Genomic DNA, 26,745 nt, shown 5'->3' on the forward strand with positions numbered 1-26,745 from the left:
GGAAGATAATACAGATGGTTTTACAGCAGGAAAGACTATCAGAATTAAGTATTACATTGATGAAATAACAGGAACCCCAAGGTTTATTTATAAGAATGAAGAATTATCTGTTTTGCAATAAGAGACTAGATATTTGTAAAGAATGATTTGTGATTTTTGATTGCATTGTAATTGATGTGATTATTGCCTTATTTGTTTCAACAGGCGAAATAAGAACAGAAATGTTTAATATTATAATAGAGCAATAGAAGGATTATAAAACTAACAGGTATAAAATAATCGGAGTAGGAAAATTCTACTCCGATTATTTTTTTACTTAAATATTAACTCTGCAATTTTTGATTTATATTTAATTTTTTTGCCATCTTCAAATTTAACTGTTACATTATCTTTTATAGAAAGAGCAGGGAACATTATAAAGAATAAATTTTTTCCTTTACCTTTTCCTAAAAGGATTTTTACCGAATCGTAAGAGCCGTAAGGAAGATTAATGTTTTTATAACTTCCTTTTTTATAATTTTCTTTTGATATTTTAATTTGGCAAGTATAATTTGTTTTCTTTTCAGTAAGAAACTTATCAATACTTTTTTTAATGTCATTTTTATTCTCGGCTATAAATTTCAGGGTTTCTTCTTTTGTTTTAAAAGAAGAAAATTCGTTTTTATAATTTTTTAAAAGATAATCTTTTACTGACTCTTTTGTCAATTGGTCAAAAGGGGAGTTACTGTTTGCTAAAATATGAAGTCTTACATATTTATCGCATAACGCATCACTTTTTCCTGCGTATACACCTATTGTTATGTAAGATAAAAGTAAAGTTATAAGTACAAATTTTTTCATAAAAAAACCACCTTATTAATAAAATATCTTAATAAGATGGTTGACATAATTTAAACTAAATATACCTGTTTTGTAATTTTTTCAAATTCTTTTTTACATTCATTTGCTTTTTTAAAATCATCAAATATACCGAAAACGGAATTTCCGCTTCCACTCATAAGAGTACCTAAAGCATCTTTCTTTATGAAAATTTCTTTATATTGCAGAATTTCAGAAGACTCTTTTTTAGAATAATCTTCCAAAACATTATACATTCTTTTTGATATTCCGTTTAAATCGCCTTCTTCTAAGGCTTTTATCATTCCCGAAGTATCAGGGTGATAATTTATTTCGTTTAAACGTACCATCTGAAATATTGACTTGGTAGATAATCCTTTATTCTGAGGTTTGGCAATAACTATATGACATTTTGGAAGTGGTGGAAGAGGTGTAAGTATTTCTCCTATTCCTTCTGCAAGGCAAGTCCCACCCATTATACAAAATGGTACATCTGCACCGATTTTTTCGCCTAAGATTAAAAGTTCTTCCTTAGTTAAAGGATTATTATGGTAGTTATTTAAAAATATAAGTTCTTCTGCCGCGTCGGAACTTCCACCGCCAAGCCCTGCACAAACAGGAATATTTTTTTTAAGACTTATATTAAAACCCTGAGGTTTTATTTTAGTATGATTATAAAATTCCATATAGGTTTTATATAAAATATTTTTATCATCACAAGGAAGATAGGAAAGATTGGTTTTAATTAAAAAGTCACCTGAACTATTTTCAAAAAGCGTAATTTTATCTTTAAGATTAACCTGATGCATAATCATTTTTAGATTATGGTAGCCGTTTTCTCTTTTTGAAACTATATCTAAAGATAAATTAATTTTCGCTTTCGGGAAAATTACATATTCAGCCATATTACCTCTCCTTTTTGTTGAGTTTTAACCTAACTTACTAAAAGAAAAATTCAGGATTTGCAAAAAGTTCGGATATAAAAAGCCCTACAGCACCTTTGTACTGACTTTTAGTAGCCAAATCAGAAAATAAGACATTAACACTTTCTCTCATACTTAAAAGGCTTCGATTGTTTACTTCGTTTATTATAATATCTTTAATATATTTTGGAACGCAAGATATATAACCATTTATAATTATCTCAGAAGGATTAAAGATATTTATTATATTTGCTATTCCTATACCGATATATCCTGCCTGCTTTTCTATCAGTTTTAAAATATCGTGGTTGTTTTCATATATCTTTTTAATAATGTCATTAACAGTAATTTCGCCTTCAAAGAGGGATTTTAAATTACTGCTTTTAATTTCTTTTATAAGCGCTTCTCCTGATGCGAGTGCCTGAAAACAACCATGGTTTCCGCAACTGCATAAAGGTCCGTTAATATCAATTGTTATATGCCCCAGTTCGCAGGCATAGTTTGAAATTCCTCTGTAAATTACTCCGTCATGAACAAGTGATGCACCTATACCAAAACCTGTGTAAAGAAGAATAAAGTTACTCGATTCTCTGCCTTTGCCAAACATTTCTTCTCCCTTGGCAAGAGCCTTAACGTCATTATTTATAAAAATCGGAATATGAAGTTCTTTATTAAGTTCGTTTTTAATGTTGAAATTTTTCCATCCCAAACTTGATGACATAACAACAACGCCGTTTTTTTCATCAATAAGCCCTTCCACAGAAACACCTAATCCGAGAACTTTTTTTTCTGAGAAATTTATAAGTTCTTTGGTGTTTTTTATTACGATGTTTATAACATCTTTTTTTTCAACATTGTCCTTTAAATTTACTTTAATATCCTTTATGAGATTTGAATTTAAGTCAGTCAGTGAAGTAGTAATTTCCTGCTTTGATATAACAACACCTATAACATTGTAATAGGAATAATTAAATTCTAAAAGTATAGGCTTTCTTCCTCCGCTTGATGCACCGTATCTTGTTTCTATTACAAGATTATATTTTAAAAGTTGGGAAGTTATATTTGTAACAGTAGCAGCTGTAAGACCTGTGAGTTTTGCAATCTCTGCACGGGAAATACTGCCTTTTTCCTTTATTGTATTTAATATAATGGAGGTATTAAGTTCTTTAATAAGAGAAAAACTTCCTATCTTCATATATTTATTATTCCTCCGTAGTTTCGGAACTTTCATTTGTATTTTCATTTATATATTCAATCGCTCTTTGAAGTTGAATATCATCTTCTTTTTCCAAAGTTAAAATACTCTTCTTATAATCAAATAAAACTTCGATATCAGGAGATATACCAACACCGTGAATTTTTGTACCGTTTGGTGTTTCATATTCTGCTACTGATAAAACAATACTGCTTTTTTGATCCAGTTCAAACTGTTGGTTTATAAGACCTTTTCCAAAAGTTTTTTCGCCGATTAAGATTGCTTTGCCGTTATCTTTTAATGCACCTGAGAGTATTTCCGATGCTGATGCAGATGAAGAGTTTGTAAGAAGAATTATCGGGTATTTGATTTTTATATGCCCGTCTTTAGCCTTTTCTACTATATCTTTTTTAGTTCGGTAATTTTCTTTTACTATAACTTCATCATCAAGGAATAAATCAGCAATTTCTACTGCTGAAACAACAGTGCCTCCCGGATTATCTCTTAAGTCTATTATAAGATTAGTGTTCTCATCTATTACATACTGGTTTAATTCTTCTATAAAATCGTCATAAGTGTTAAGGTCAAATCTTGATATTCTTGTGTAAATTATATTTTCGTAAAGTTGTTCACTTTCAACCGATTTATAGGTTATTTCTGATTTTGTAAGAGTAACGGGGAAGTTTTGTGTGCCTTCTCTTTTAATTTCAAGTTCAACGGTTTCTCCCTCTTTACCTTTCATAAGACGAACCGCTTCATCAACATTTTCGTACATAAATTCAGTTCCGTTTACTTTAGTAATAACATCATTTTTCATTATCCCGGCTTCTTGAGCAGGGGAGCCGTCAAAAGGTGCTATAACCATAATTTCCCCCAAGTCATTCGGGGTAAGAGTTAAGCCGACACCGATATATTTTCCTTCTATGTTCTCCATAAATTCATCCTTACCCGATTCATCAAGATAGTAGGAATAAGGATCATTAAGTCCGTACACCATAAAACTTTCGGCATATTCATACAATTTATTTCGGTCAAAATCTTTGTAATAATTGTCTTTAATAGTTTCTTCAATCTTATTCATTTTGCTTATAGTCATTCCCGAAACATTTCCAAACTGTTTCGTGTAGGAAATGGTAGCCATCTGATAGCCTAATGCAAAAATAACTATATAAAGAATAATATTAAATATTTTTCCAAAGATTTTTTTGCTTGGTTTTATAGATTGAATTTCTTCTTTTTTATTTAGATTATCCAATTTGCTGACTCCTTAAAAGTTATTAACACATCTTGTGGTTAGTTAAAATAATTCATAGGGTTTACGGGATTTCCGTTTATTATAACCTCAAAGTGAAGATGAGGTCCGGTTGACCAGCCTGTATTACCAGATTTTGCAATAACCTGTCCTTTCTTTACGCTTTGCCCTGCACTTACTAAAAGTTGGCTGTTATGCGCATAAAGGGTTACAATTCCGCCCCCATGGTTTATGGAAATATATTTTCCGTAAGCAGTATGATTACCGCTTATAACTACAACTCCGTCTGCGGCAGCGAGTACGTTATGACCTGTATAACAGGCAATATCAACACCTGTATGAAGTTTATACTGACCTGTTGTTGGATGAACTCTGTAACCGAATTTAGAGGTAATAGTAGTTACTCCCGGTGCAGGCCATAAAAAATCTCCTCCAACATAGTTTTTTGGAACATTAGAGCCTGACTGGCTTCCTGCTTTTCTTGCAATTTCAGCTCTTAAAGCTGCTTCTTCACGTTCAACACGGTCAAGTTCTTTTTTTAAGTCTTCAATATTTTTATCAAGTTCTTTAACATAAGCCTGTTTCTTATAAGACTCATTTTTTAAACTTGCGTTTGCAGTTTTAAGTTCTTTTTGTTTTGCTTCTTCTGACGCTATTATTTCGTCAAGTTCGGCTTTTTTTACTGCTATTTTTTCTTTTGTTTCTTTTAGTTCATTTAAGATTTTATCGTCATGCTCTGAAATCTGCCTTAGTATTTCCAAATTATAAAAGAAATCAAAAATAGACTCGGAGGACATAAGGATAGAAAAGTAAGATGTCGCCCCGTCTTCATATATAACGCGAAGCCTTTTCTTTAAAGTTTCAGATTGCTTTTCTTCATTAGCCTCTGCTTCAGCAAGTTCTTTTAATATAGTTGCCTTTTTGTCGCCAAGTTCATTTAAACTTTCTGAAATCTTATCAAGTTCGCCTGTTAACATTTTAATATTTTTATCAATTGCTTCTTTTTCTTTTTTTGCCTTATTTTGCTTCTCTTTTTCTTTATTTATGTCACTTTGAATATTGCTTTTTTCATTAAGTTTCTTATCAAGGTCACTTTGCGGAGCGCAAAATGCAGTAAAGCAGATATTAAAAATCAGTATAAACAAAGTTGTAAGAGTTAGTAATTTAATCTTTTTCATAATTTTACACCTTTAAGTGTTTCTTAATTGAAACAATACTTGCTATACAACCTAATATAAGACCTGTTCCCATAAGAATAATAGTGATAAGAGGCATAGCAATTTCTTTTGGAAGTGCACCTATAAGTTCGCTGTAACTGCCTATACTTGTCATAAAAGCACCATACATATAACTTAATACAGCGCATGAAACAAGTGAGGAAATAAAACCTATAAGAAGACCTTCAATAATGAACGGCCATCTTATATACCAATCGGTTGCACCAACATATTTCATAATGTTTATTTGTTTTTTTCTTGAGAAGATTGACATATTTATACTGTTAACCATAATAAGCATTGCAAGAAGGGCAAGAACAACTGTTATTATAATTGTACCAACCTGAACTTTATTTGTAATGTTGACAAAAGTAGACATTTCATCTTCCATTTTGCTTATTTTGGCAATACCATCAATACTTTTAAGTTTCTGGGACACCGATTTTGCCTCGTTTAAATCGGATAAGGTTATTTTAAAGGAATTTCTTAAAATATTACCGTCATCAATTCCTTCTAATATCTCTGTATCGCCCCAACGACCTTTGAAGTCTTCATAGGCATCTTCTTTGGAAACAAATTCGATACTGTCAACAAACTCAAGTTCCTGAATTTCAATGCCGACTTCGTTGATTTCTTCAGTTTCTAATTTTTCATCAAGATATACTGCAAGTTTAAAATCTTTTTCTAATTTTTCGGTAATTGAGAAAACGTTTAAGGAAAGTGCAGTTGTAACTCCGAAAAGAATAAGTCCCGCCGCAAGAATAACAATAGTGGCAAGTGACATAACTTTGTTTCTTATAATGTTATTAAAAGCATCTTTAACAAACAGACTAAACGAGTGTAACTTCATTATAAACACTCCTTTCGTCATCGGAAATAACCTTCCCTTTATCAAGAAGAATAACTCTTTTTTTCATAGAGTTAACAAGTTCTTTATCGTGGGTAACAACAACTACTGTTGTACCTCCATGATTTATATCAAGGAGCATTTGCATAATTTCTTTTGAAATTTTAGGGTCTAAGTTACCGGTAGGCTCGTCCGCAATAATAAGTCCGGGATTATTTACTATTGCTCTTGCAATAGCAACTCTTTGCTGTTCGCCACCTGATAACTGGTTAGGGTAACTGGTGGCTTTTGCTGAAAGTCCGACTCTGCTTAATGCTTCAGGAACTCTTCTTCTTATCTGCCTGTTTGATGCTCCGACAATCTGAAGTGCAAAAGCCACATTTTCATACACTGTTTTATTTTCTAAAAGTCTGAAATCCTGAAAAACCATTCCTATTGTTCTTCTGAAATAAGGGATTTCTTTTCTTGTAAGTTTATTAACACAGGTACCACCTACAACAACATCTCCCTCAGTAGGATTAACCTCTCCGATTATTAACCTTGTAAGAGTAGATTTTCCTGCCCCTGAACTACCCACAATGAAAACAAATTCGCCCTTTGAAATTTCTAAAGAAACTCCGTTTAATGCGTGAGTTTCTTTTTTGCTTGTTATTTCGTAAGTTTTTATAACATTGGTAAGCTTAATCATATTATCTGCCTCCCGATTATAACTTAATCACATTTGCAGATAAATATTTTTTTACCATCATTGCAATTTTAAATGTAATTGCATCTTCAAACTGTCTTAAATCAAGACCTGTATTCTTCTGGATTTTGTCCAGTCTGTAAACAAGAGTGTTTCTGTGGATAAACAGTTTTCTTGCAGTTTCAGAAATATTAAGGCTGTTTTCAAAGAATTTCTGGATAGTATTTATCGTATCTTCATCAAGTTCTTCAAGTGAATCTTTTTTAAATACTTCATCAAGAAATTTTGCGCATAGGGTTGTAGGCAGTTGATATATAAGTCTGCCTATACCTAAATGCTCATAATTTATAATATCTTTTTCAGTATCAAAAACCTTGCTTACTTCAATTGCAATTTTTGCTTCTTTATATGAAATTGCAATTTCTCTTACTGTATCAACAGGTGAGCCAATTCCGATTTTTGCAGTACATAAAGCTTCTGAATTTATAGTATTTTTAATAAGGTTTGCCTCTTTATCTATATCTTTATAAGAGCATTTGTCGGGCATTTCTTTAACTAAAACGACTGTTTCTTCATCTATACTTACAAGGAAATCTACATTTCTTGAAGGATACATATTATATAAAATATCATATACGGTTTCCCCGTGTTCCGATGCAATTTTAATAATATATACAACTCTTTTTGTATCAGTAGAAATTTTTAGTTCTTTTGCTTTAACATATATATCGCTTGGAAGAATACTGTCCTGCAAAAGATGTTTTACAAATACTGATTTGTCAAGTTTTTCGTCCTGCATTTTTTTAAGATTTAAAAATGCTATACTTAGTATATTAAGAAGTTTTAATGAACTTTCGCTTGTATTTTCAATATATACGACAAATTCAAGTTTTCCTTTTATGTAAATCGGCTGATAAGCAGTATTTCTGTTTATCGAAATATGCTCTTCTTTTCTTATTATGTCATAAAGTCCGTCAATACATTTGCCGACCATGCTATCGTCCGAAGAAGCCAGAACATAAAATTCGTCATCTAAAATACCAAAAGGATAATCTATTATAGATTTGTACTGAGATACGATAGATTTAAATAAATTCTGAGTCATTTTTTTACCTTCCCTTTCTCTTAAGCAGATGCGTTAATATCTGAACCCGCCAAAACCTTTAAAATCCGGCTTTTTTGTCGTTGTCGATTTAGATATACCTCGTATTATCAAAATCTTCCGCCTAAAAAAATCTCGAATTTTAAAGGTTTATGGTTCCGTGAATTTATTGCCTGGATTTTTTTGTCAATGTGAGGCAAAAACGGAGGGAATATTAACATATTTGCGAGTATTTTAACGATGCAGTGGCGAAAAAATCCGGCAATAAACGAGTCCGGATACTAACGCATCTGCTTAAAAATCCATTTTTATATATTATATATAATATATAATATACTATAATTGCACATTTTTCAAGTTTTTCTTTTAAAAAGTTAGCGCATCGGTCAAAATACCAATATTTTTTTCATAAAGTCCATTAAGTTCATTGATTGAAAGCGGATTTTCTCCTTTTCCTGCTTCAATGGTATAACCGGGTAGGTTGTAATTTAATATAAACCAGTCTTTATATCCTGCATATCCGGATGCATAAGGGGTTTCAGATACAGTATATCCGCTTGTTTTAGCAAATTCAAGGGCTATGTTGTAAGAATTTTCGGGGTTAAAATCAAGAAACTTCCAGTAAATAACTTCCCCTTGTGTATGGTATGATAAGGTAAGATAAAAATTGTGATTTAAAGTAAAATCATAAACTGCTCTGCTTTCAATTGCCGACAGGGGAGCCCCTCCCACGAAATCTCTTGGTGCCGGAGATGTAAATCCCTGCTCGCCTTTGATTCTTTTTGCTTCTTCCCAGTATGCAGGATAGTTTAAGTTTAAATCTGTCCCTGCAATATTTGCCTTCCATCCATCAGGGAAAGGAATTTGGGGATAACGATTTGCGATTTCTTCGGCGTTTATATAATAAGTGCTTTCTTTATCGACAGCACCGTTTACAAGGTCTACTCCGTCAGGGTTGACAAGAGGTATCAAAAAGAGTTTCGATGTGTTGTATAAAAATACTGCACCCTGATTTCCTATTCTTTCGTTATTGGCATAACTTTGCGAATAGTTTTCTAAAAATTTTAAAAGAAGTGGTGTTGTAATCCATTCATTTGCATGATGGGAAGCGTTGTAAAAATATTCTTTCTGACCTCTGCCTACTTTTACATAATAGATGCTTTTTCCCATTACGGAATTTCCTGCTTTGTTAAGTTCCAAAAAAGGATAGCGCGCCAAAAGTCCGTAAAGAATATATTGAGTAAGTGCATACGAATAAGGGATTTTATCTGTAACAAGGGGGAATTTATATGGTATGACAATTCTTTGACCTGTCTGAATATTATTTGGTGTAATATCCGGATTTGCTCTTTCAATATTAAGAGCATCTGTTGAAAAAAGTTCAGCAAGGCTTGAGAAAGTATCTCCCTCATTGGCGGTACGGATAGTAAAACCATATAAAAAGGGAAGTGCAGCCTGCCAGGTAAGAGGGCCGAAAATTCCATCGGCATTAAGTTCTTTTGCTCTTTGAAAATTTATTACATCATCTTTAAAACTTTCGGTATATGTATCACTAAAATCAAGTTCTTTTGTCAACGCTCTTGATATAGCGAGTTTAGCAAGATATACATCGTATCCTTTGTCATTTAAACTTAAAGTTTTCAATTTAATCATTCCTTTCTTATATAATTATATTTTTTAAGCCAAAGTTTTATGTTGACTGAACTTAGTAAATTATGATATAATATTCTAATAAATTAAGCGGAGGAAATAAAATGATAACAAGTAAACAAAGAGCGTATTTAAGAAGTCTTGCAAATACTGTGCCTGCACAATATCAGATAGGTAAAGGCGAAATTTCCAAAAATCAGGTAAAAATGTTGCTTGACGGGATGGAAGCAAATGAGATAATTAAAATAAATGTTCTGGAAAACAGTTTGAGAACTGCAAGAGATGTGTGTGACGAACTTGTAGAATTAACGGGTGCAGAACCTGTTCAGGTTATAGGCAAAAAAATAGTTCTTTATAAAGAATCAAAGAAGAATAAAACAATAAAATTACCAAAATAAAATATAATCAGGACTTAATATGGATAATAAAAAATTTACAGACTTTTACTTTTCAGAGGAGATACTAAAGGGAGTGGAACGTATGGGGTTCAGTGATTTGACTCCTGTACAGGCAGAAACCTTTACACCGTTTTTAAAGGGTAAAGACGTCATAGTTCAGGCTCCTACAGGGACAGGGAAAACCTGTGCATTCGGTATCCCTATGATTGAAAAAATAAATAGCGATTCTAAAACTGTTGACGCGATAGTTTTATGCCCGACAAGAGAACTTGTTATACAAACTTGTGAGGAACTTACAAAAGTTTCAAAGTTTAAAAAGGGGATAAACATTGTTGCGATATATGGTGGTCAACCCATAGACAAGCAGATATTTGCCTTAAAGAAGAAACCACAGATTATAGTTGCAACTCCGGGAAGACTTATTGACCACTTAAAGAGAAAAACAGTTAAAATAAAGGATTTAAAGATACTTGTTTTAGACGAAGCGGACGAAATGCTTAATATGGGATTTAAAGAAGATTTGGACGTTATTTTAGAAACAGTGCCGACTGACAGGCAGACAGTTTTATTTTCTGCAACAATGCCTGAGGAAATTATAAATATTGCAAATAAATACCAGAAAGAAAATCCATGTCACATCAAGGTAACTAAAGATGAACTTACCGTAAATACTGTTAAACAGTATTATCTTGAAGTAAAATTGCCAAACAGGATAGAAACAATTGAAAGACTTATTGATGCAAATAAATATAAACTTTGTATGATTTTTTGTAATACTAAGAAGAAGGTTGATGAAATTTCAGCAGAGTTAAGGCAACATAAATATCCTGCAGATGCTCTTCATGGCGATATGAAACAAATGCAAAGAGACAGGGTTATGTCGCGCTTTAAAAAAGGGATAACAGGGATTTTGGTAGCAACTGATGTTGCTGCAAGGGGAATAGATGTAGATGATGTTGATGCTGTATTTAACTATGAAATTCCTGAAGATTTTGAATACTATGTTCATCGTATAGGAAGAACAGGAAGAGCCAACAAAGAAGGCATATCCTACACTTTTGTATCGGGACGTGAAGTTAAAAAATTAAAAGAACTTATGAAATATACAAAAGGCACTATATCTCTTATTACTCCGCCATCTTTAAAAGAAGTAAAAGCGGTTAATTTAGAGTGCATTATGGAAGATGCAAAGTGTATTTTAGAGGATAATAATTTTAAAGATTACAGAGAGTATCTTGAAAAATATACTCTTGCAAATAATGTGGATATATTTGATTTATCAGCAACTCTTCTTAAAATGTTAAATGAGGGTAAAAAATCTGATATATCACATGAAAAAAAGGAAAAGAACCACAATGACGAAAATAAGGTAAGACTTTTTGTGAACTTAGGGAAAATGGACAAAATGGGCACAAATAATATGATAGACCTTTTAAAAAACGGCGGGGTACTATTTGAACAAATCGGTAAAATTGAAATTATGCCAAAATTCTCATTTGTTGATGTAGAAGAAGAAGCCGTTAATATTATAATGGAAACACTAAACGGAAGTTTCTATAAAAAAAGAAAGATAATGTTTGAAGTTTCAAACAAAAAGGATAAAAAGAAAGAACAAAAGACGAAAACAAGAAAAAAAGGTAGTTATTGACATATTTTTATGTAAATGTTAGAATAAGAAAAGTTAAAAATAATGCAGAGCAGATGTTACACGTTAAGTGCCGGAAAATGGGAGTAGAGTTTTCGGACGAAGGAATATCTTTCCGCGATGTAATATTTCATCCGCTGTTAATATGATTTATTTATATTTTCAGCCCCTGCAAAGATTGAAAGGGGAATTTTTTATGGCAAATTTTAAGAAAAGTTTAAGGAAAATGACTACGAAAGAATTATGTGCTGTAGCAATGCTTGTTGCTATAACTGTTGTTCTTTCTTTTATTTCAGGTTATTTAAGAACACCCGTAGGTAAACTAAATATAAGTTTTATTTCAGTTTATGTGTGTGCTTATCTTTTCGGACCTGTTATGGGTGGGCTTACAGGCGCACTTGCAGATTTGATTTCAGTATGGGTTTCTGCATCAGGTGCTCCTATTCCTTTATTTACGGTTATTGAATTTATAAATGGTTTTATATTTGGACTATTCTTTTTTAAAGATGCAAATTCGAAAGAGCGCTCTTTAATTAAAACTGTAATATATGCTCTTTTGTGTGTTCTTATTCAGTATATGGTAAATTTACTGAGAATTCCTGTTCTTGCCGGACTTCAGAATCTTACATCGTATGAGGTATTTTTAATGAGAATTCCATCTACCACTCTTATGCTTGTAGTGAAATTTACAGGAATAATACTTATAGAACCATATATGAAAAGTATAAAAACTAAAATCTGACGGGAGAAATTATCAATGAAAAAAAGACTTTTACTTCTTGGTATAGCGTTAATTTTATTACTTACCGGTTGCGGTGTAAAACAGGTTGATATAAAAAATCTTGATAAAACCTATACAAATATGGTTTCTATGCCATATCAGGTATTTCTTGACAGAAATTTGGAAGAAGTATCGGAAGATATAGGAAATTATACATTTAATGAAGATAAAAATATATATTATCTTGAAGAAGTTTTTTTAGAATTTACACCTTTTTTTAAAGTAAATGATAAAAATTTTATAAAAACTGTCGGATTTGAAACCAAAAAAACAGTTGACGAAGAAATTATTAATTATATAAAAGGGATTTATAATATAATTGAGTCTTATTACGGAAGTGTTAAAGTTGATTCTAAAATAACAAAAAGAGTTAAATCAATTGAAGACATTTCAATGTGTAAAGACGGCGAAAGTTATAAAGAAGTATGGGATCTGGATGGATTTCCTATAGAATATATTGTTGAATTTAATAACCAAAATGCGATAATTAAAATTCAGTATAGTAAGATGGTGTAGTATAATGGATTTTAAAAAAATACTTTACGAGCAGTTGTCTAAAGATTACTGTGCTGATATAAAAGATATAGAGTCTGATAAAAATTTGTTTACTCACTTTAAACCAAATCCTGAAAGAAGAATATACGAATGGGACGATGCACTCCTTAAAATATGCTCAGTAAACAATAAGTTTATAATGACATCGAAAGACGAAAATCTTCTTTCTTTACTAAAAAAAGAATTTAAAGATGAAAATGCAGGTTTTATAGGAAGATATGATAATCTTAAAAGAATAAACAAAATTCTTTTAGAATTTAATGAGGAAATATCTGATTGCCATCATTACTATATACCTTGTGGTAATGTTGTAATTGAAAAAGATATAAAAATAAAATGGTTTGAAAAGGAGGCGCTTTTTGAGTTTTACAATAACGAAAATTTTAAAAATGCATTGGAGTTTTCAGCTTTAAGACCTGATATGCTTGCTGTTTGCTCTTATGAGAACGGAGAAATAACAGGTATGGCAGCCGCAAGTTGTGACAGTAAAACTATGTGGCAAATCGGAATAAATGTTAACGAAAATGCTCGGGGAAAAGGAATAGGTGCATATCTTGTAAATATATTAAAGGATGAAATTATAAAAAGAGGTATACTTCCGTTTTACGGAACGGTAGAGTCCCATATTTTTTCGCAAAGAATTGCACTGAAATGCGGATTTATACCCATGTGGTGGCAGCTATGCACGAAAAGTAAAAAAATATAATAGCAAAAGGGATGATATTAATGATATTTAAAGGTATTGACAAAGAACACGAAGTGCTTTTAAGAAAATTACTTGAAATAATTAACATAAAAAATTCTGATGAATTTATTTTTGAATATGAAAAAGGTGCGGATTTAACTGTAGAAAAAAACGGTAACAAAATAAAAATTATCTATGCAAATGATTCACAGTTGTTCCGTTCTTTACTTTTATCAGCGGAACTGATTTCTAAAAATAAAGATGGCAAAGTATGTGAGAAAGCCCAGTTTGAAAATATGGGAATTATGCTTGATATGTCGCGTGCAGGTGTTATGAAGGTTGAAAAGGTAAAGGAATATATTGAGTATATGGCTCTTTGCGGTCTTAATTCACTGATGCTTTATATGGAAGATGTGTATGAAGTTTGCGGTCTTAAATATTTCGGATATTTAAGAGGAAGATATTCCGAAAAAGAACTTATGGAAATAGATGATTATGGCAGAAAATATAATGTAGAAGTTATCCCATGTATTCAGACCCTGGGGCATTTTGAACAGTATATAAAAAACAAGGAAGGAAGAAAAATTTCTGATACCTTAAGTGTTATAATGCCTGGCAAAGATGAAAGTTATGAATTTATTGAAAAACTTATTTCGACAGTATCCAGATGTTTCAAAACAAGAAAAATACATATTGGTATGGATGAAGCGTGGGGAATGGGAACAGGAAATTATCTTAAGGAAAACGGTTACCGAAACGGCACTGAAATATTCTGCGAACATATTAACAAAGTAAAGGCTATAACTGATAAATATAATTTAGAGCCAATGATATGGAGTGATATGTATTTCAGATTATCTTCAAAGAGCGGAGGCTATTATGACGAGAGTGCCCAAATTCCGGAATATGTAAAAGAAATGCTTCCTGAAAATGTAAGTATAACATATTGGGATTATTACAATACTGAAAAAGAAAACTATTCTTCCATGATAAAACGTCATAAAAAAATTACCGATAAAGTTGTATTTGCAGGAGGAATATGGACTTGGGCAGGTCACGTTCCCGATTATTTACATACATTAAAATCAACAAACAGTGCTCTTAACGCATGTAAAGAAGAAAAAATAAGTACTGTTTATGCTACTGTATGGGGAGATGACGGATGTGAAACAGATGCTATGTTCAGCCTTGTTGGATGTCTTTTATACGGAGAACATTCATATAATTTAAATATTGATGAAAATGAACTTAATAGTAAAATTGAGTTGTTATTCGGAGCAGAATTATCTGATTTTACTGATATGTCCTATGTACTTTATCCTTTGGAAGAATACAAAAGAGGGGTAGCCAATTTGCGTATAAAGCAGATTATATATAATGATATTATGTGTGGATTATTAGATGCAGACATAATGGATGAAAAACTTATCACCCATTACTTAAAATTTGCAGAAAAATATGAAAAACTTTCTAAAAAAGAAGGCTATTATAAGGAATATTTTAAATATATTGCTATAATATCTAAACTTGCATCTGATAAGATTGAGGTTACTCAAAAACTTCATTATGGCTATAAAAATGACAAAAATACTCTTATTTCCGTAAGGGATGAACTGTTACCCCAACTAAAAAAAGACTTTGAGGAACTTAAAGACGTGCATTATAATCTTTGGAACAATACATATCGTCCGTTCGGATTTGAAATAGTAGATGGCAGATATGGTATAAAAATTGAGAGAATTAAAACTGCAATAAGAAGACTCGATGAATATTTAAACGGCAAAGTTGACAGACTTACGGAACTTGAAGAAGAAAGGCTCTCTTTCTTAGATGGATGTTGCTTATCCGCATCACATTCAGGCATTGTGTCTGCATACTTAGCACCATAAAACAATTTGATTTTTTTAAAGTGGGGATGTTAAAAAACTCCAGACCGCAAAAAGTAGCAAGCGACCTATGTGTCGTTCCGATAAAAACAACACATTATAAATAACATAAAATATTATTTTGTAACAAGGTAAAGATTTTTTCAAAATCTTTGAAATAAAATAACTTTTTGCTATGAACGAATTTAATCATAAAAGATAATTTGCATCTATTGATTAAGGTCAAAGTTTTTTTAATAAGTTTTTTTCCTATCCCCTAAATGTGATATGCACCCCAAAAGTTAGACACTTTTGGGGTGCATATCATTTACGGGGATATTTATTATGTGAAATTAGATGAAAATAAAGAAAGTTAATTTGGATACCTAAGAAGGCTGAAATATCATTGAATAGAAATAGTTAAAAATATATAATCAAACTATAATATAAAAAGTTTAATGCAGAGAATTAAAAACAGTATGTTAAAAAGTAAATCTGCACTATCCTTTCTATTTGAGATGGAGTCTTTACGGCGGAATGGAGAATGATATGTCAAAAATTGATTTAGAGAAAATTCTTTCAAGTTACATAGATAAATTTAATTTAGATGATAACGAGTGTTACAAGCAGGATATAAACAATGGGAATGTCAAAGAATGGATGAAAGAAAATGTTCCGTATTTTACCTGCCCTGATAAAACCATAGAGGAGATTTATTATTTCAGGTGGTGGGTTGCGCGTAAACACATAAGAACAACTGAAGATGGTGTTTTAATCACAGAGTTTTTACCTGAAGTACCATGGGCGGGAAAACATAATACAATTGTAGCAGCTGTCGGACATCATATTGCAGAATTCAAATGGCTTAAATGCGGAAAGAAAATTCTTAATGATTATATTTCCTTCTGGCTTGAAAAAAAGGGATTGACGACTGAATACAGCACATGGCTTTTACATTCAATTTATGAATTTTGCGAATTTGAAAATGATTATTCTCTGGCTATATCTTACCTTCATAATATGATTTCATATTATGAGGAATTTTCAGAACAACACAAAACAGAATCGGGACTTTTCTGGTCAATAGACGGATATGATGCAATGGAATGCAGCATAAGCGGAATGACGGAAAATTTCCAAAGATTAAAGGGTATTCGCCCTACTTTGAATTCGTATATGGCAGCTAATGCTCTTGCAATTTCAAAAATTGCCAAAAAAGCTGGGGAGAAGTATATAGAAGACAAATATTTTGCTGAATATGCGAGAATAAAAAATCTGATAAACAGTTACTTATGGGACGGAGAATTTTATAAAGCCATTCACAGTGAAAATATAGAAAAAGAAAAACACATAAGTGTAAAGGAAATCGAGAATCCAATGATGAATGTTAAAGAACTTATAGGGTATATTCCATGGTGTTTTAAATTAGCACCAGATGAATATTCTATTGCTTTTTCAGAAATCAAAAAAGAAGATGGATTTCATAGTTCTTATGGTTTGACAACAGCAGAAAAACGTCATCCGAGATATTTATATAAATATCCGCATGAATGTTTGTGGAACGGATATATCTGGCCGTTTGCAACAAGTATGGTACTCAACGCAATGATAAATTTATTAGAAGAATATAATCAGAAATATATAAAAAAAGAAGATTTTTATGATATTCTTACTACGTATGCAAAGAGCCATTATATAACCAGAGATGATGGTAAAACTATATGCTGGATAGACGAGGTAAAAGATCCGAATACAAATAGATGGAGCAGCAGAGATATTTTAATTAAGGACCAGTCAAATCGTATTTATGAAAGAGGAAAGGATTATAATCATTCTTCATTTTGTGATATTGTCCTTCGCGGATTATTAGGTATAAAAGTTATTGAAGGAAATATAACAATAACTCCGAATATTCCTGAAAATTGGAATTATTTTAAACTCGAAAATCTCTGGATTTGCGATAAAAAATATACAATTATCTATGATAAAGACGGAACTTATTTTGGCGAAGGAGAGGGTCTTAATATTACTCAAAATATTTGAATTAAATAAAGCGAATTTGGATATTTAAGAAGGCTGAAATATCATTGAATAGACAGATATTAAATTGTTATAATATAAAATATAAAAAAGTCTGCAAAGGAGAGTTAAATATGGTAGAAAATATTATTTTTGACTTTAATGTTAGCAGAATAAAAAATCAGGAAGATATTTTTGATTATATCAAACTATGTAAATTTGGTGAAACTTTACTGGAAGTTGATGGATTAATTCCACACTATATGTTAAATTCTTATGAGATTAATTATATTGTGTCAGGAATGGGGAGCATTACCTCAGGAAAGAAAGTAATGCCTGTTGCTCCGGGAGATATGTATATTGCTTCAAAAGGGGTAAGCCATAATATAAAATCGAATTCAAACAGCAGATTAAGATTTATATATTTTACATTTGATTTCCTTAATAATGCACCTGAAGAATTAAAAGATTTTTATGATAGTGTCGGGAATTTTGTTGTTAAGGATAAAATGAGGTCAGGAAATCTTTTCAATACGCTGATAGATGAATTTTACAGCGAACAGTCAATGAGCAGGCAAATGTGTGAATATATTATGAAGGTAATCATTTTGTCAGGTTACAGAAATTGCTCTAACGAACAATCAATAAAGTATTCTCCTGATATTTCTATGGAAAAAAAGAAAACGATTATATACAGTGTAATAAAATATATGGAACAAAATTATACAGATATTTACTCGGTAAAACAGATAGCTGAAAAATTTTCATATACATCCAACTATCTTTCGCATTTGTTTAAGAAATACACGGGATTGTCTCTGAAAGAATATATGATAACTGTTAAAATGCAAAAAGCCAAGGATTTAATCCGAGAGGGCAAACTTTCTTTAAACGAGGTTGCTCAGTTATGCGGATATGATTCGGTACCGTCTTTTTGCAGAATGTTTAAAAAATATATTGATACTACTGTAAACGAAGTGAAAAATCAGCAAAAGGAGGAATAATATGATAAAAAGAATTCTTGGTTTGTTATTGGCTTTAACTTTTATATTGATACCGTCAATTTGTTCACATGCGTCTGATAACTTAAAACTTAAATCATTTAACTATTATAACAGTCAGGGTGAGGAAATAAAAGAACTTACAGGCGGGGAAACAATTACTGTAAAATCAAAAGTTATAAGAGGTAAGAATTTGCCTGAATCAGCAATTCTTATAACACAAGTTTACAAAGATGGAGTAGTAACGGATATAATATCTGATCCATATACTTTTCAATCCGAGAATGAAGAAAGGGAACTTAAAACTTTATATACTCTTCCTTCAAATACTGACGGAATAAAAATTAAAAGTTTTATATGGGATAGTTTTACAAATATGAATTCTCTTCTTAATCCGGCAGTTTTCAAGTCAGATAATGCAGGGATTGAAAATATATACATATATGGTAACAGAATTGAAGAGTTTGATGTGAAAACGAAAGAATATGACGTTGTACTTCCGGCATCTGCGTCTGATAAACCTCATATTGAATATACGCCTTTTGATCTTGGAACAAAGGCGACCTTTGTTTATGAAGACAAAAAGATAACTGTTAATTCCAAATCGCACAGCGGAGAGGAAGACAGTTATGTTATCAATTACACTAAAAAGCCTTTTTCAGTATCTGATATATTGCTGACAAATACAGTTGACTCTTCTGTTATTTACAACGGCGGTATAAGAGAAGATTATTTGAAATTACCTGAGTATGACCTCGATGAGAATAATAATCCCAAACCTACCGTTTTCGGAGCAGATATTTTTAATAGAGCAACCAAGGTTTTTGCGGATAAATATCATATCTATCTTGATTTTCCAGAAGAAATGGAAGGTGCTAAGATAATTGAAACCAAAAGAGGCACCCATAGTGGAAGTACATCACTAAATTATAAAATTAAATTTACACTCAATAAAACTGCAACATTGTATTTTAATACTACATTAAGTTGCGTTCCGACCGGAGCGGTTAAACTGGATAAGCAAATAAATTATATTGAAAAAAATTCTTATGCTGATGCTACCGGTGCTGCGTATGATCCTGACACAGCAGGAAATGTCAGCAAAAATATATGGAAAATAAAATGTGAGGTTCCTGAAGGTAAAGAAAGCGAAACCTTTGAAATTAATCTTGCAACTACCACTTATTCAGGTCCATTACTCTTTATAAAAGAATAAAAAGAAAGGAAGGATTAAATGAAAACTTATCAAAAACCAGAATTAGATATTGCAAAGATTACACAGGAATGCAATATCGCATCACTTGCCCAGTGGCTTGAAAGTGCCTCGGGTGAAGAATATCAAAATGCGGGAATAACTACTTATGTTATTCAAAGTTAAGAAAGGATGAAAAAAATGAAAAAATTTATTAAAATTTTTATTGCTTCTTTGTTGATTTTTGCAATGGTTTTACCTGTATCTGCAGAAATCAGCTTAAGCGAGTATGTTTTTAAAGGTTTGTCGGATAATGCCGATGACCAAACTATCTATACATATACATTCGGAAGATTTACAGGTGATCCTGAAGAAGTGGGTGTTAAGGTTTACGGTAATAAAGATTATAAACTTTCTTCCGATGCGCTTACTAAAGCTAAAGCAAACGGCGGACTTTTCGGAATAGGGCTTGCAGATACCAATAATGTTCTTGCAGGCTCAACTTATAAAGTTATTCCCTATGCTATAACAAATGGACAAAGAGAAGAAGGCACAGGTAAGGAAATAGATAAAAATATGGAAGAAACTGTTGTTGATGTACCTTTACAGGTAACAAATATAACACTTACTGATTACAATAATGATTATTCATTTACAACACCTGATGCTAACACTCCCGTTTTTGAGACAGTATTACGTGCTCATACTTTAAAAGAACCAGCTTATGATACTGTTGATGGGAATCCGGTAAAAACAGTGTTCGGTAGTGATATGTTTACAAAACCTGATGTTACTGCAGTTCATAGTGATCAGAACTATTTTTACACAGTTATACCTGATGAAATGGAAGGTGCTTACGTTATAGATACACCTAAATCATTTGCTTCTACACCGGATAACTATACAATAGAATTTACACTTAATAAAACTGCCATTTTCTATTTCCATAATAATCCTAATAAAAATGTTCAGGTAGATGGCTCAATCAAGCTATCCGAAAAAATATGTCATAGTACTGATTATTATGATACAAAGGCTAAAGCACAAGCAGCAGAATTCGATCCTTCTACAATTAAATCTATAGAAAAAGATGTATGGAAGTATGAATGTGTAGTTCCTGCAGGAGAAACAAAAACTTTTAAATTTAAATTAAGAACTTTAGGATATTTTGGTCCAATGCTCTTTATAAAAGAATAATAAATAATAATTAAATATGTCTGCCGGGAATATTCCGGCAGTACATATATAAAAGGCAGTTATATGCTGCTTTTTATATATGTACTGATTTTTAAAAACGGAGGTAAGATTATTATGGCTGGCAAAAAAATTATTTCACCAAAAATACTTATAATTTCGGTATTTGTATTTGTTATGATGTGTATTTCGGCAACTGCTTTTGGCGCTACGATTTCCATTGAAGCGGAAGATATGCAGATATACCGTAATTTTACGGTTTTTGAAGATGAAAGTGCGTCATCTGTGAAATTTATCAAATCTGTTAATTCGTGGGGTAATACTGCCAATTATCTTACTATAAAGAATTTCCCTGATGATGAAAAGGACAGTGAAATTAAATTCAGTGTCCCTGAAGACGGAAGATATGTTTTATATGTTCGTTTCAGAAGAAATATATCAGGAAATTCAGTTCATGTAATAATTGACGAAACTGTCAGTCAGTATTTTTTAGGAAATGAAAATCTTGATAACTGGGAATGGGTAAAAGGTCTTTCTTACAGGCTTGCAAAAGGAGAGCATACATTAAGATTTCAGCACAGAGGCAGAATTTTAGATATTGATAAGATAATTCTTACAACTGATGTTTCTTTTGTTCCTGAGGGAACAGGTAAGCTTCCTGAAAAAGAAAATAAAATTTATGAAGAAAAGACGGGATATATGTTCTATCAACTTCCTGCTTATATTCCATCAGGAGATAGACCTCGTGTAATGATAAGAAAGGATGACCTTCCAAAACTTAAAGAAAATCTTAATCATCCTACCAATAAGGAAGCGTATGAAAAGATTGTCGAACTTGCAAATAATAATGATGATTGCAAAGTTCCCGAAAGCACAGGTACAAGATATAATTCAATAAAACTTTCTTATGTTGAAGCAAGAGCTTTTATGTATCTTGTAACAGGAGAAAAAGAATGGGGAGAAAAAGCAAAAGAAGGGCTTTTTAATCACCTTAATACAGTTTATTTTGGAAAAACTCCCGGTACAGATGCACAAAGATATGGAGGACATGTCCTTTTTGTAACAGCGTGTGTATATGACTGGTGTTATGATGTTCTTAATGAAGAAGAAAAAAGGCAGATTATCAATATTTGTGATGAAAAAATACTTACAGTAATGGAAAATGGATGGCCTCCAATGTTTAAAAAAGGTGCTATGCAACTTTCTTCTCATGCAACAGAAAATCCATATTTAAAGGATATACTTGCTTTTTCAATTGCCGTATATGATGAAGAACCATATTATTATAATACAAATGTCGGTCTTCTTATTGAACAGTATTTTCCTGTCCGTAATTACAGAAGTAAGGGATGGTATAATTTTGACGGTTCCACTTATTCTGCCTATAGGGGACTTTGTGACGCATACTGTAATTATATGCTTTCGAAAATAGGATACGAAACTGCTTTTAATGCTGATAATACAAAAATGCCTTATCAGTTTATATATACCCTAAGACCCGATGGGGCAAGACTTAATGATGGAGATTTTGCCGGTTCGGACTTTTCCCCTCAGGCAAAAATCCAGTATCCTGCTTTTTATTTACTTAATTCAACGTTGGGGAAAGACCCTATACTGAAAGGTTTTTATTATACTTTTGATAAGACTTTCGGAAGTGCGGGGCAGGATTCGGTATCACTACCGATTTATCTTATTACAAACGATGTTGAAGTTAAACCTGAGAGCTTTACCAAACTTCCTTATACTAAATATTTTGGTTCTCCTGCAGGAGTTATGGTCGCAAGAACAGGATGGAATATGGGACTTGATACCAATGATGTTGTTGCAATGATGAAACTGCCTGAATATTTCTGGGGAGGTCATGAACACTATGACGCGGGGTCATTTCAGATATTCTATAAGGGAATGCTTGCTCTTGATTCGGGGCTTTATGCATCAAATCCTTATACAGATGAAAATGGTGTGAAATATGCTGCAACAGGATGGGGAAGTACTCACGATTCAAGATACCATAAGGCAACAATTGCTCATAATTGTATGTTGGTTTATGATCCAAGTGAGACTGAAACAGCAGGCACATCATATGCAGGGCAGACAAGTCTTCCGACAACTGTAAGTTCTGCGCCAACATTAAATGAATTATTGAGTAATGTTTACAAAAGAACAACAATATTAGGTTATGATTACGGACCTGATATGCATACTCCCGAATATACATATTTTGAAGGAGATTTAACAAATGCATATTCAAATAAAGTAAATGATTATTCAAGGGCGTTTATGTTCTTAAATCTTTTTGACGAAGAAATTCCTGCAGCATTTATAGTGTATGACAGGATAGAAAGTAAAAATAAGAATTTTGAGAAAACCTGGCTTCTTCATTCCCAGGAAGAGCCTGAAGTTTTTGAAAATCGCACAATTATAAGAAGAACAGAAGGGCATAATAACGGAAGACTTATAAATGATACTCTTTTGCCAGAAAATGCCAACATAGAAAAAGTAGGTGGTAAAGGTAAAGAGTTCTGGGTTAACGGAAAAAACCTTTATGTTCACGATAAGGAAGAATTCGGAGAGGGCGGTAAATGGAGAGTTGAAATAACTCCGGATAGCTTACAAAAAAAAGATTATTTCTTAAATGTAATGCAATTAAGTGCTGATGATAATTCTATTGAACCAATTAATATAGAATACGAAGATTTCGGGTCGTATATTGGTATATATATTAAAGATCGTGCGGTATTTTTAAGAAAAGATAAAGGTGTTCAGTCAAGACCTGTTGAGATTGTTTCTAAAGGAGAAAATGAAGTTTCTTATATAGTTACAAATCTTAAAGAGGGAAAATGGACTCTTTATGATGAAGATAATAAAGAGGTAATATCAAAAACTGTAAACGGAGAAAATGGAGTTTTTTATCACAGAGGAAAAAGCGGAAAATATACTCTTAAATGGGAATACAGTTTTAATGTTGCTAAAAAAGATTTTAACATATTAAACAGTTTGAGTGAAAATGAAAACGGTGATGTTTATATATCTTATAATGGCTATTATGAAACCAATGCATATAAATCCGAAAACGGAAATGTTATGGTAGATTTAATAGGATTTATAAATAGAATTGGTGCCGGAGAATGCACTGCTTATGATAATTCCGTTATGTTTAAAAATGATGTAAAAAACATTATCTTCACTTCACAAAGCAATACGGCAATTATAAATAACAAAGAAAAGTTTACAATGAGCGAAAATGCATTGACAAAAGATGGTATCTTTTATGTTCCTTTGGAAGATTTATCAAATATGCTTGAAATTGAATCTTCATATACAGACTATAGAAAGGTAGCAAATATAGGTAAATATAAATATAAGGTTCCGGGCGCAAATGAAAAAATTTACCAGTACAGCGATAAGAAAATTGCAAAAATCAAGGATATTATCTTTGAAGAAGGATATATTTACGACGCTTACAGAGCCGTTGATGGTGATATAAATACCAACTGGTCAACAAGGGTTGAAAATGCTTATATTGACTTTGAACTTATGGATAAATATACTATTGAAAAAATTTCAATAGCACATTATCTTGGTGCTCAAAGAAAACAATTCTTTAGTCTTTATGCATCGGTTGACGGAGTTAATTGGACTGAAGTTTATAAAGGAGAATCTAGTGGTAAAACAGCGAAATTCCAGGATGTAGTACTTGAAACTCCTGTTGAAGCTAAGTATATTAAACTTGTAGGCGAAGGAAATTCTCAAAACGAAATAAACAATATAAGTGAAATTTTATTTTATGTAAAATAATAAGGGTGAAAAAATGAAGAATATTAAAAAATTACTTTCAATAATATTATATACATTATTGCTTGTGTCCGTAACGGCAAACGGAGCAGTTAATACTTCTTACAGAGTTGAAACCAACTCAAAAGGAACTCTTAATCAGATAGTATCTGTTACGGGCGAAGATATATCCTACAAAGGTAAAACAGTTACTTTAAGAGTTTTTCAGAAAGATAAAACTAAAGATGATATAGAGGGAAGACAAAGTGATTTGGATGTATTTTATCTTATCGACCAGACAAAAGCAGACAATAACGGGAAATTTGAGTTTACATTTATAATGAATAAATCCCAAGGTGATTATTTATGCGATATAAAGGTTGATAATAATTCATTAATCCCTCTTACTTTAACCTTAAGTGATGTAAAAAAGGCAAATGATGTTATCACGCTTTTAAATGACCCCCAAAAAGCAGATTTAGTTACAACCAATGATTTACAACCTATACTTTCTGAGGGAGATAAATTTGGTATAAATACATTAGTGTATAACAGACTAACTGATAAAGATGCGATAACTTTGGCTGTAATAAAAGGCGCAAAGAAAAAACTTTCTCAAAATGAGAATATAGCATTTGAAGATTTTATAACTCTTTTTAACAATGCAGTTGTTTTAGAAGCATTCAGAACAAGTAATGACGAAACACTTCTTTCGGATACCATTGATATATATGATGAATTTTTGGGACTTACATCTCTTCAAAATGCTAAAAATATTTATGCAACTTATCTCGCACTCAATGATAAAAAAACACCTCTTTTAAAGATGGGGAAAAAAGATTATACCATTGATACTTTAATTGATGATTTTAAAGAAAATGTATTTATTGAGGCAGTTAAAGAGGTTGTATATTATACCGATTTAGAAGATGTAATCGAAAATAATTCAGATTATCTTGCACTTGGGGATGCTTATACAAGATATTCAAATTCAGATGACCTTGAAACTCATATACTTAAAGAACTTACCAAAATAAAGGATAAAATAAATTCAGTAAGTGAATTTAAACAAGAATTTAAAAATTCAATTACATCGTATGATAATTCTTTAGTTCCACCAGCAATTATTCTTCCTCCTCCAAGCGTTCCAGGTACAGGCGGAGGCACAGGTGGCGGAGGCGGTGGATCTTCCAATGTTTCAGTTTCAACCGAACTTTCTAAACCTGAAGTAGATGCTCCGACTGTTATTATGCCTTCATTTACCGATATGTCGGGGCATTGGGCAAAATCTTCGGTAGATACTTTAGTAAATAAGGGAGTATTACAAGGTAAAGAGGTTGATAAATTCTGCCCTGATGATTTTGTTACAAGAGAAGAATTTGTTACTATGATTGTAAAAGCCTTTGATTTAAAATCGGAAGGAACATCCAAATTTAACGATGTATCGCAAGACAGATGGAGTTACCCTTATGTATTAGTTGCAAATGCACTCGGTATTGTTATGGGAAATAATAATATGTTTATGCCAATCAATAATATAACAAGGCAGGATATGGCAGTTATTATATACAGAACTTTGCAATATCAGGGCTTTGAACCTGTAAGAGGCAATGTTGATGTATTATTTTCTGATTATGATAAAATAAGCGATTATGCAAAAAATTCAGTTACAATGTTATACTATAGTAACTTGATTTCAGGAGATGGGGAAAACTTTAATCCGCACTCAAACGCAACAAGAGCCGAAGCAGCTCAGATGATTTATAATGTACTGAAAGGGGAATGATTATGAAAAAAAGTATAATAGCACTGCTTGTTTTGATATGTATGCTGTTTTCTCTGGTGCCTGTTTTTGTACATGCGGAAGAATCCTCTTATGAATATTACATAAAATATCTTGAAACTATCGGACTTATTGATGAAACTTT

The 26,745-nt window shown here is 31.8% G+C and carries 21 protein-coding genes; 12 read left to right on the top strand and 9 right to left on the bottom strand.

The window, feature by feature from the left end:
* Positions 1-312: 312 nt before the first annotated feature.
* From E7419_06505 to E7419_06545, 9 genes are all read right to left on the bottom strand, one after another.
* The gene (locus tag E7419_06505; protein ID MBE7014838.1) at positions 313-840 is read right to left on the bottom strand and encodes a hypothetical protein; all 528 of its coding nucleotides are present in this window, start codon (positions 838-840) and stop codon (positions 313-315) included.
* A gap of 50 nt (positions 841-890) precedes the next feature.
* The gene (locus E7419_06510; GenBank protein MBE7014839.1) at positions 891-1,742 is read right to left on the bottom strand and encodes a 4-(cytidine 5'-diphospho)-2-C-methyl-D-erythritol kinase; all 852 of its coding nucleotides are present in this window, start codon (positions 1,740-1,742) and stop codon (positions 891-893) included.
* 37 nt (positions 1,743-1,779) lie between these two features.
* Positions 1,780-3,003: an ROK family transcriptional regulator gene (locus tag E7419_06515; protein ID MBE7014840.1), complete on the bottom strand. Its 1,224-nt coding sequence runs from the start codon at positions 3,001-3,003 to the stop codon at positions 1,780-1,782.
* On the bottom strand, positions 2,963-4,210 hold the full coding sequence (locus tag E7419_06520; protein MBE7014841.1) for a S41 family peptidase: 1,248 nt from the start codon (positions 4,208-4,210) through the stop codon (positions 2,963-2,965). Before E7419_06520 ends, E7419_06515 begins: the two co-directional genes overlap by 41 nt.
* Before the next feature lie 38 nt (positions 4,211-4,248).
* Positions 4,249-5,385, bottom strand: coding sequence for a hypothetical protein (locus E7419_06525; protein MBE7014842.1), 1,137 nt, complete (start codon positions 5,383-5,385; stop codon positions 4,249-4,251).
* 4 nt (positions 5,386-5,389) lie between these two features.
* On the bottom strand, positions 5,390-6,295 hold the full coding sequence (locus E7419_06530) for an ABC transporter permease (GenBank protein ID MBE7014843.1): 906 nt from the start codon (positions 6,293-6,295) through the stop codon (positions 5,390-5,392).
* The gene (gene ftsE / locus E7419_06535) at positions 6,255-6,959 is read right to left on the bottom strand and encodes a cell division ATP-binding protein FtsE (GenBank protein MBE7014844.1); all 705 of its coding nucleotides are present in this window, start codon (positions 6,957-6,959) and stop codon (positions 6,255-6,257) included. The genes E7419_06530 and ftsE overlap by 41 nt, the downstream gene beginning before the upstream one ends.
* Before the next feature lie 16 nt (positions 6,960-6,975).
* Entirely contained in the window at positions 6,976-8,061 is a 1,086-nt protein-coding gene (locus tag E7419_06540) for a PucR family transcriptional regulator (GenBank protein MBE7014845.1), read from the bottom strand.
* A 363-nt stretch (positions 8,062-8,424) separates the two neighbouring features.
* A complete protein-coding gene (locus E7419_06545) occupies positions 8,425-9,711 on the bottom strand; it encodes a LysM peptidoglycan-binding domain-containing protein (protein MBE7014846.1) in 1,287 nt (428 codons plus the stop codon).
* A 101-nt stretch (positions 9,712-9,812) separates the two neighbouring features.
* Here E7419_06545 and E7419_06550 point away from each other — a divergent pair, with 101 nt between their 5' ends.
* The 12 genes from E7419_06550 to E7419_06605 all read left to right on the top strand — a co-directional run bounded on the left by E7419_06550 (position 9,813) and on the right by E7419_06605 (position 26,603).
* On the top strand, positions 9,813-10,106 hold the full coding sequence (locus E7419_06550; protein MBE7014847.1) for a YhbY family RNA-binding protein: 294 nt from the start codon (positions 9,813-9,815) through the stop codon (positions 10,104-10,106).
* A gap of 19 nt (positions 10,107-10,125) precedes the next feature.
* Positions 10,126-11,754: a DEAD/DEAH box helicase gene (locus tag E7419_06555; protein MBE7014848.1), complete on the top strand. Its 1,629-nt coding sequence runs from the start codon at positions 10,126-10,128 to the stop codon at positions 11,752-11,754.
* A gap of 142 nt (positions 11,755-11,896) precedes the next feature.
* On the top strand, positions 11,897-12,493 hold the full coding sequence (locus E7419_06560; protein ID MBE7014849.1) for a folate family ECF transporter S component: 597 nt from the start codon (positions 11,897-11,899) through the stop codon (positions 12,491-12,493).
* Between the two features lie 15 nt (positions 12,494-12,508).
* Entirely contained in the window at positions 12,509-13,048 is a 540-nt protein-coding gene (locus E7419_06565; GenBank protein ID MBE7014850.1) for a hypothetical protein, read from the top strand.
* 4 nt (positions 13,049-13,052) lie between these two features.
* The gene (locus tag E7419_06570; GenBank protein MBE7014851.1) at positions 13,053-13,793 is read left to right on the top strand and encodes a GNAT family N-acetyltransferase; all 741 of its coding nucleotides are present in this window, start codon (positions 13,053-13,055) and stop codon (positions 13,791-13,793) included.
* An 11-nt stretch (positions 13,794-13,804) separates the two neighbouring features.
* The gene (locus tag E7419_06575) at positions 13,805-15,661 is read left to right on the top strand and encodes a beta-N-acetylhexosaminidase (GenBank protein ID MBE7014852.1); all 1,857 of its coding nucleotides are present in this window, start codon (positions 13,805-13,807) and stop codon (positions 15,659-15,661) included.
* 525 nt (positions 15,662-16,186) lie between these two features.
* Positions 16,187-17,680, top strand: a complete 1,494-nt coding sequence (locus E7419_06580) for a hypothetical protein (protein MBE7014853.1) — start codon at positions 16,187-16,189, stop codon at positions 17,678-17,680.
* A gap of 110 nt (positions 17,681-17,790) precedes the next feature.
* Positions 17,791-18,660: a helix-turn-helix transcriptional regulator gene (locus E7419_06585; GenBank protein MBE7014854.1), complete on the top strand. Its 870-nt coding sequence runs from the start codon at positions 17,791-17,793 to the stop codon at positions 18,658-18,660.
* A 1-nt stretch (position 18,661) separates the two neighbouring features.
* Entirely contained in the window at positions 18,662-19,873 is a 1,212-nt protein-coding gene (locus E7419_06590) for a hypothetical protein (protein ID MBE7014855.1), read from the top strand.
* A gap of 177 nt (positions 19,874-20,050) precedes the next feature.
* Positions 20,051-21,046, top strand: coding sequence for a hypothetical protein (locus E7419_06595; GenBank protein ID MBE7014856.1), 996 nt, complete (start codon positions 20,051-20,053; stop codon positions 21,044-21,046).
* A 63-nt stretch (positions 21,047-21,109) separates the two neighbouring features.
* Positions 21,110-24,841, top strand: a complete 3,732-nt coding sequence (locus tag E7419_06600; GenBank protein ID MBE7014857.1) for a hypothetical protein — start codon at positions 21,110-21,112, stop codon at positions 24,839-24,841.
* Between the two features lie 13 nt (positions 24,842-24,854).
* Positions 24,855-26,603: an S-layer homology domain-containing protein gene (locus E7419_06605; protein MBE7014858.1), complete on the top strand. Its 1,749-nt coding sequence runs from the start codon at positions 24,855-24,857 to the stop codon at positions 26,601-26,603.
* The last annotated feature ends 142 nt before the right edge of the window (positions 26,604-26,745 follow it).

This window comes from Oscillospiraceae bacterium (genome assembly GCA_015068525.1).
Lineage (GTDB): Bacteria > Bacillota > Clostridia > UMGS1840 > HGM11507 > SIG450.

What these genes read in the sequence shown, in the direction of transcription:
- E7419_06580 (MBE7014853.1), top strand. Translation starts at nt 16,187, where the DNA reads ATGTCAAAAATTGATTTAGAGAAAATTCTTTCAAGTTACATAGATAAA.
- ftsE (MBE7014844.1), bottom strand. Translation starts at nt 6,959, where the DNA reads ATGATTAAGCTTACCAATGTTATAAAAACTTACGAAATAACAAGCAAA.
- E7419_06590 (MBE7014855.1), top strand. Translation starts at nt 18,662, where the DNA reads ATGATAAAAAGAATTCTTGGTTTGTTATTGGCTTTAACTTTTATATTG.
- E7419_06570 (MBE7014851.1), top strand. Translation starts at nt 13,053, where the DNA reads ATGGATTTTAAAAAAATACTTTACGAGCAGTTGTCTAAAGATTACTGT.
- E7419_06600 (MBE7014857.1), top strand. Translation starts at nt 21,110, where the DNA reads ATGCTGCTTTTTATATATGTACTGATTTTTAAAAACGGAGGTAAGATT.
- E7419_06540 (MBE7014845.1), bottom strand. Translation starts at nt 8,061, where the DNA reads ATGACTCAGAATTTATTTAAATCTATCGTATCTCAGTACAAATCTATA.
- E7419_06585 (MBE7014854.1), top strand. Translation starts at nt 17,791, where the DNA reads ATGGTAGAAAATATTATTTTTGACTTTAATGTTAGCAGAATAAAAAAT.
- E7419_06530 (MBE7014843.1), bottom strand. Translation starts at nt 6,295, where the DNA reads ATGACGAAAGGAGTGTTTATAATGAAGTTACACTCGTTTAGTCTGTTT.
- E7419_06565 (MBE7014850.1), top strand. Translation starts at nt 12,509, where the DNA reads ATGAAAAAAAGACTTTTACTTCTTGGTATAGCGTTAATTTTATTACTT.
- E7419_06545 (MBE7014846.1), bottom strand. Translation starts at nt 9,711, where the DNA reads ATGATTAAATTGAAAACTTTAAGTTTAAATGACAAAGGATACGATGTA.
- E7419_06550 (MBE7014847.1), top strand. Translation starts at nt 9,813, where the DNA reads ATGATAACAAGTAAACAAAGAGCGTATTTAAGAAGTCTTGCAAATACT.
- E7419_06525 (MBE7014842.1), bottom strand. Translation starts at nt 5,385, where the DNA reads ATGAAAAAGATTAAATTACTAACTCTTACAACTTTGTTTATACTGATT.
- E7419_06505 (MBE7014838.1), bottom strand. Translation starts at nt 840, where the DNA reads ATGAAAAAATTTGTACTTATAACTTTACTTTTATCTTACATAACAATA.
- E7419_06560 (MBE7014849.1), top strand. Translation starts at nt 11,897, where the DNA reads ATGATTTATTTATATTTTCAGCCCCTGCAAAGATTGAAAGGGGAATTT.
- E7419_06510 (MBE7014839.1), bottom strand. Translation starts at nt 1,742, where the DNA reads ATGGCTGAATATGTAATTTTCCCGAAAGCGAAAATTAATTTATCTTTA.
- E7419_06595 (MBE7014856.1), top strand. Translation starts at nt 20,051, where the DNA reads ATGAAAAAATTTATTAAAATTTTTATTGCTTCTTTGTTGATTTTTGCA.
- E7419_06555 (MBE7014848.1), top strand. Translation starts at nt 10,126, where the DNA reads ATGGATAATAAAAAATTTACAGACTTTTACTTTTCAGAGGAGATACTA.
- E7419_06575 (MBE7014852.1), top strand. Translation starts at nt 13,805, where the DNA reads ATGATATTAATGATATTTAAAGGTATTGACAAAGAACACGAAGTGCTT.
- E7419_06515 (MBE7014840.1), bottom strand. Translation starts at nt 3,003, where the DNA reads ATGAAAATACAAATGAAAGTTCCGAAACTACGGAGGAATAATAAATAT.
- E7419_06605 (MBE7014858.1), top strand. Translation starts at nt 24,855, where the DNA reads ATGAAGAATATTAAAAAATTACTTTCAATAATATTATATACATTATTG.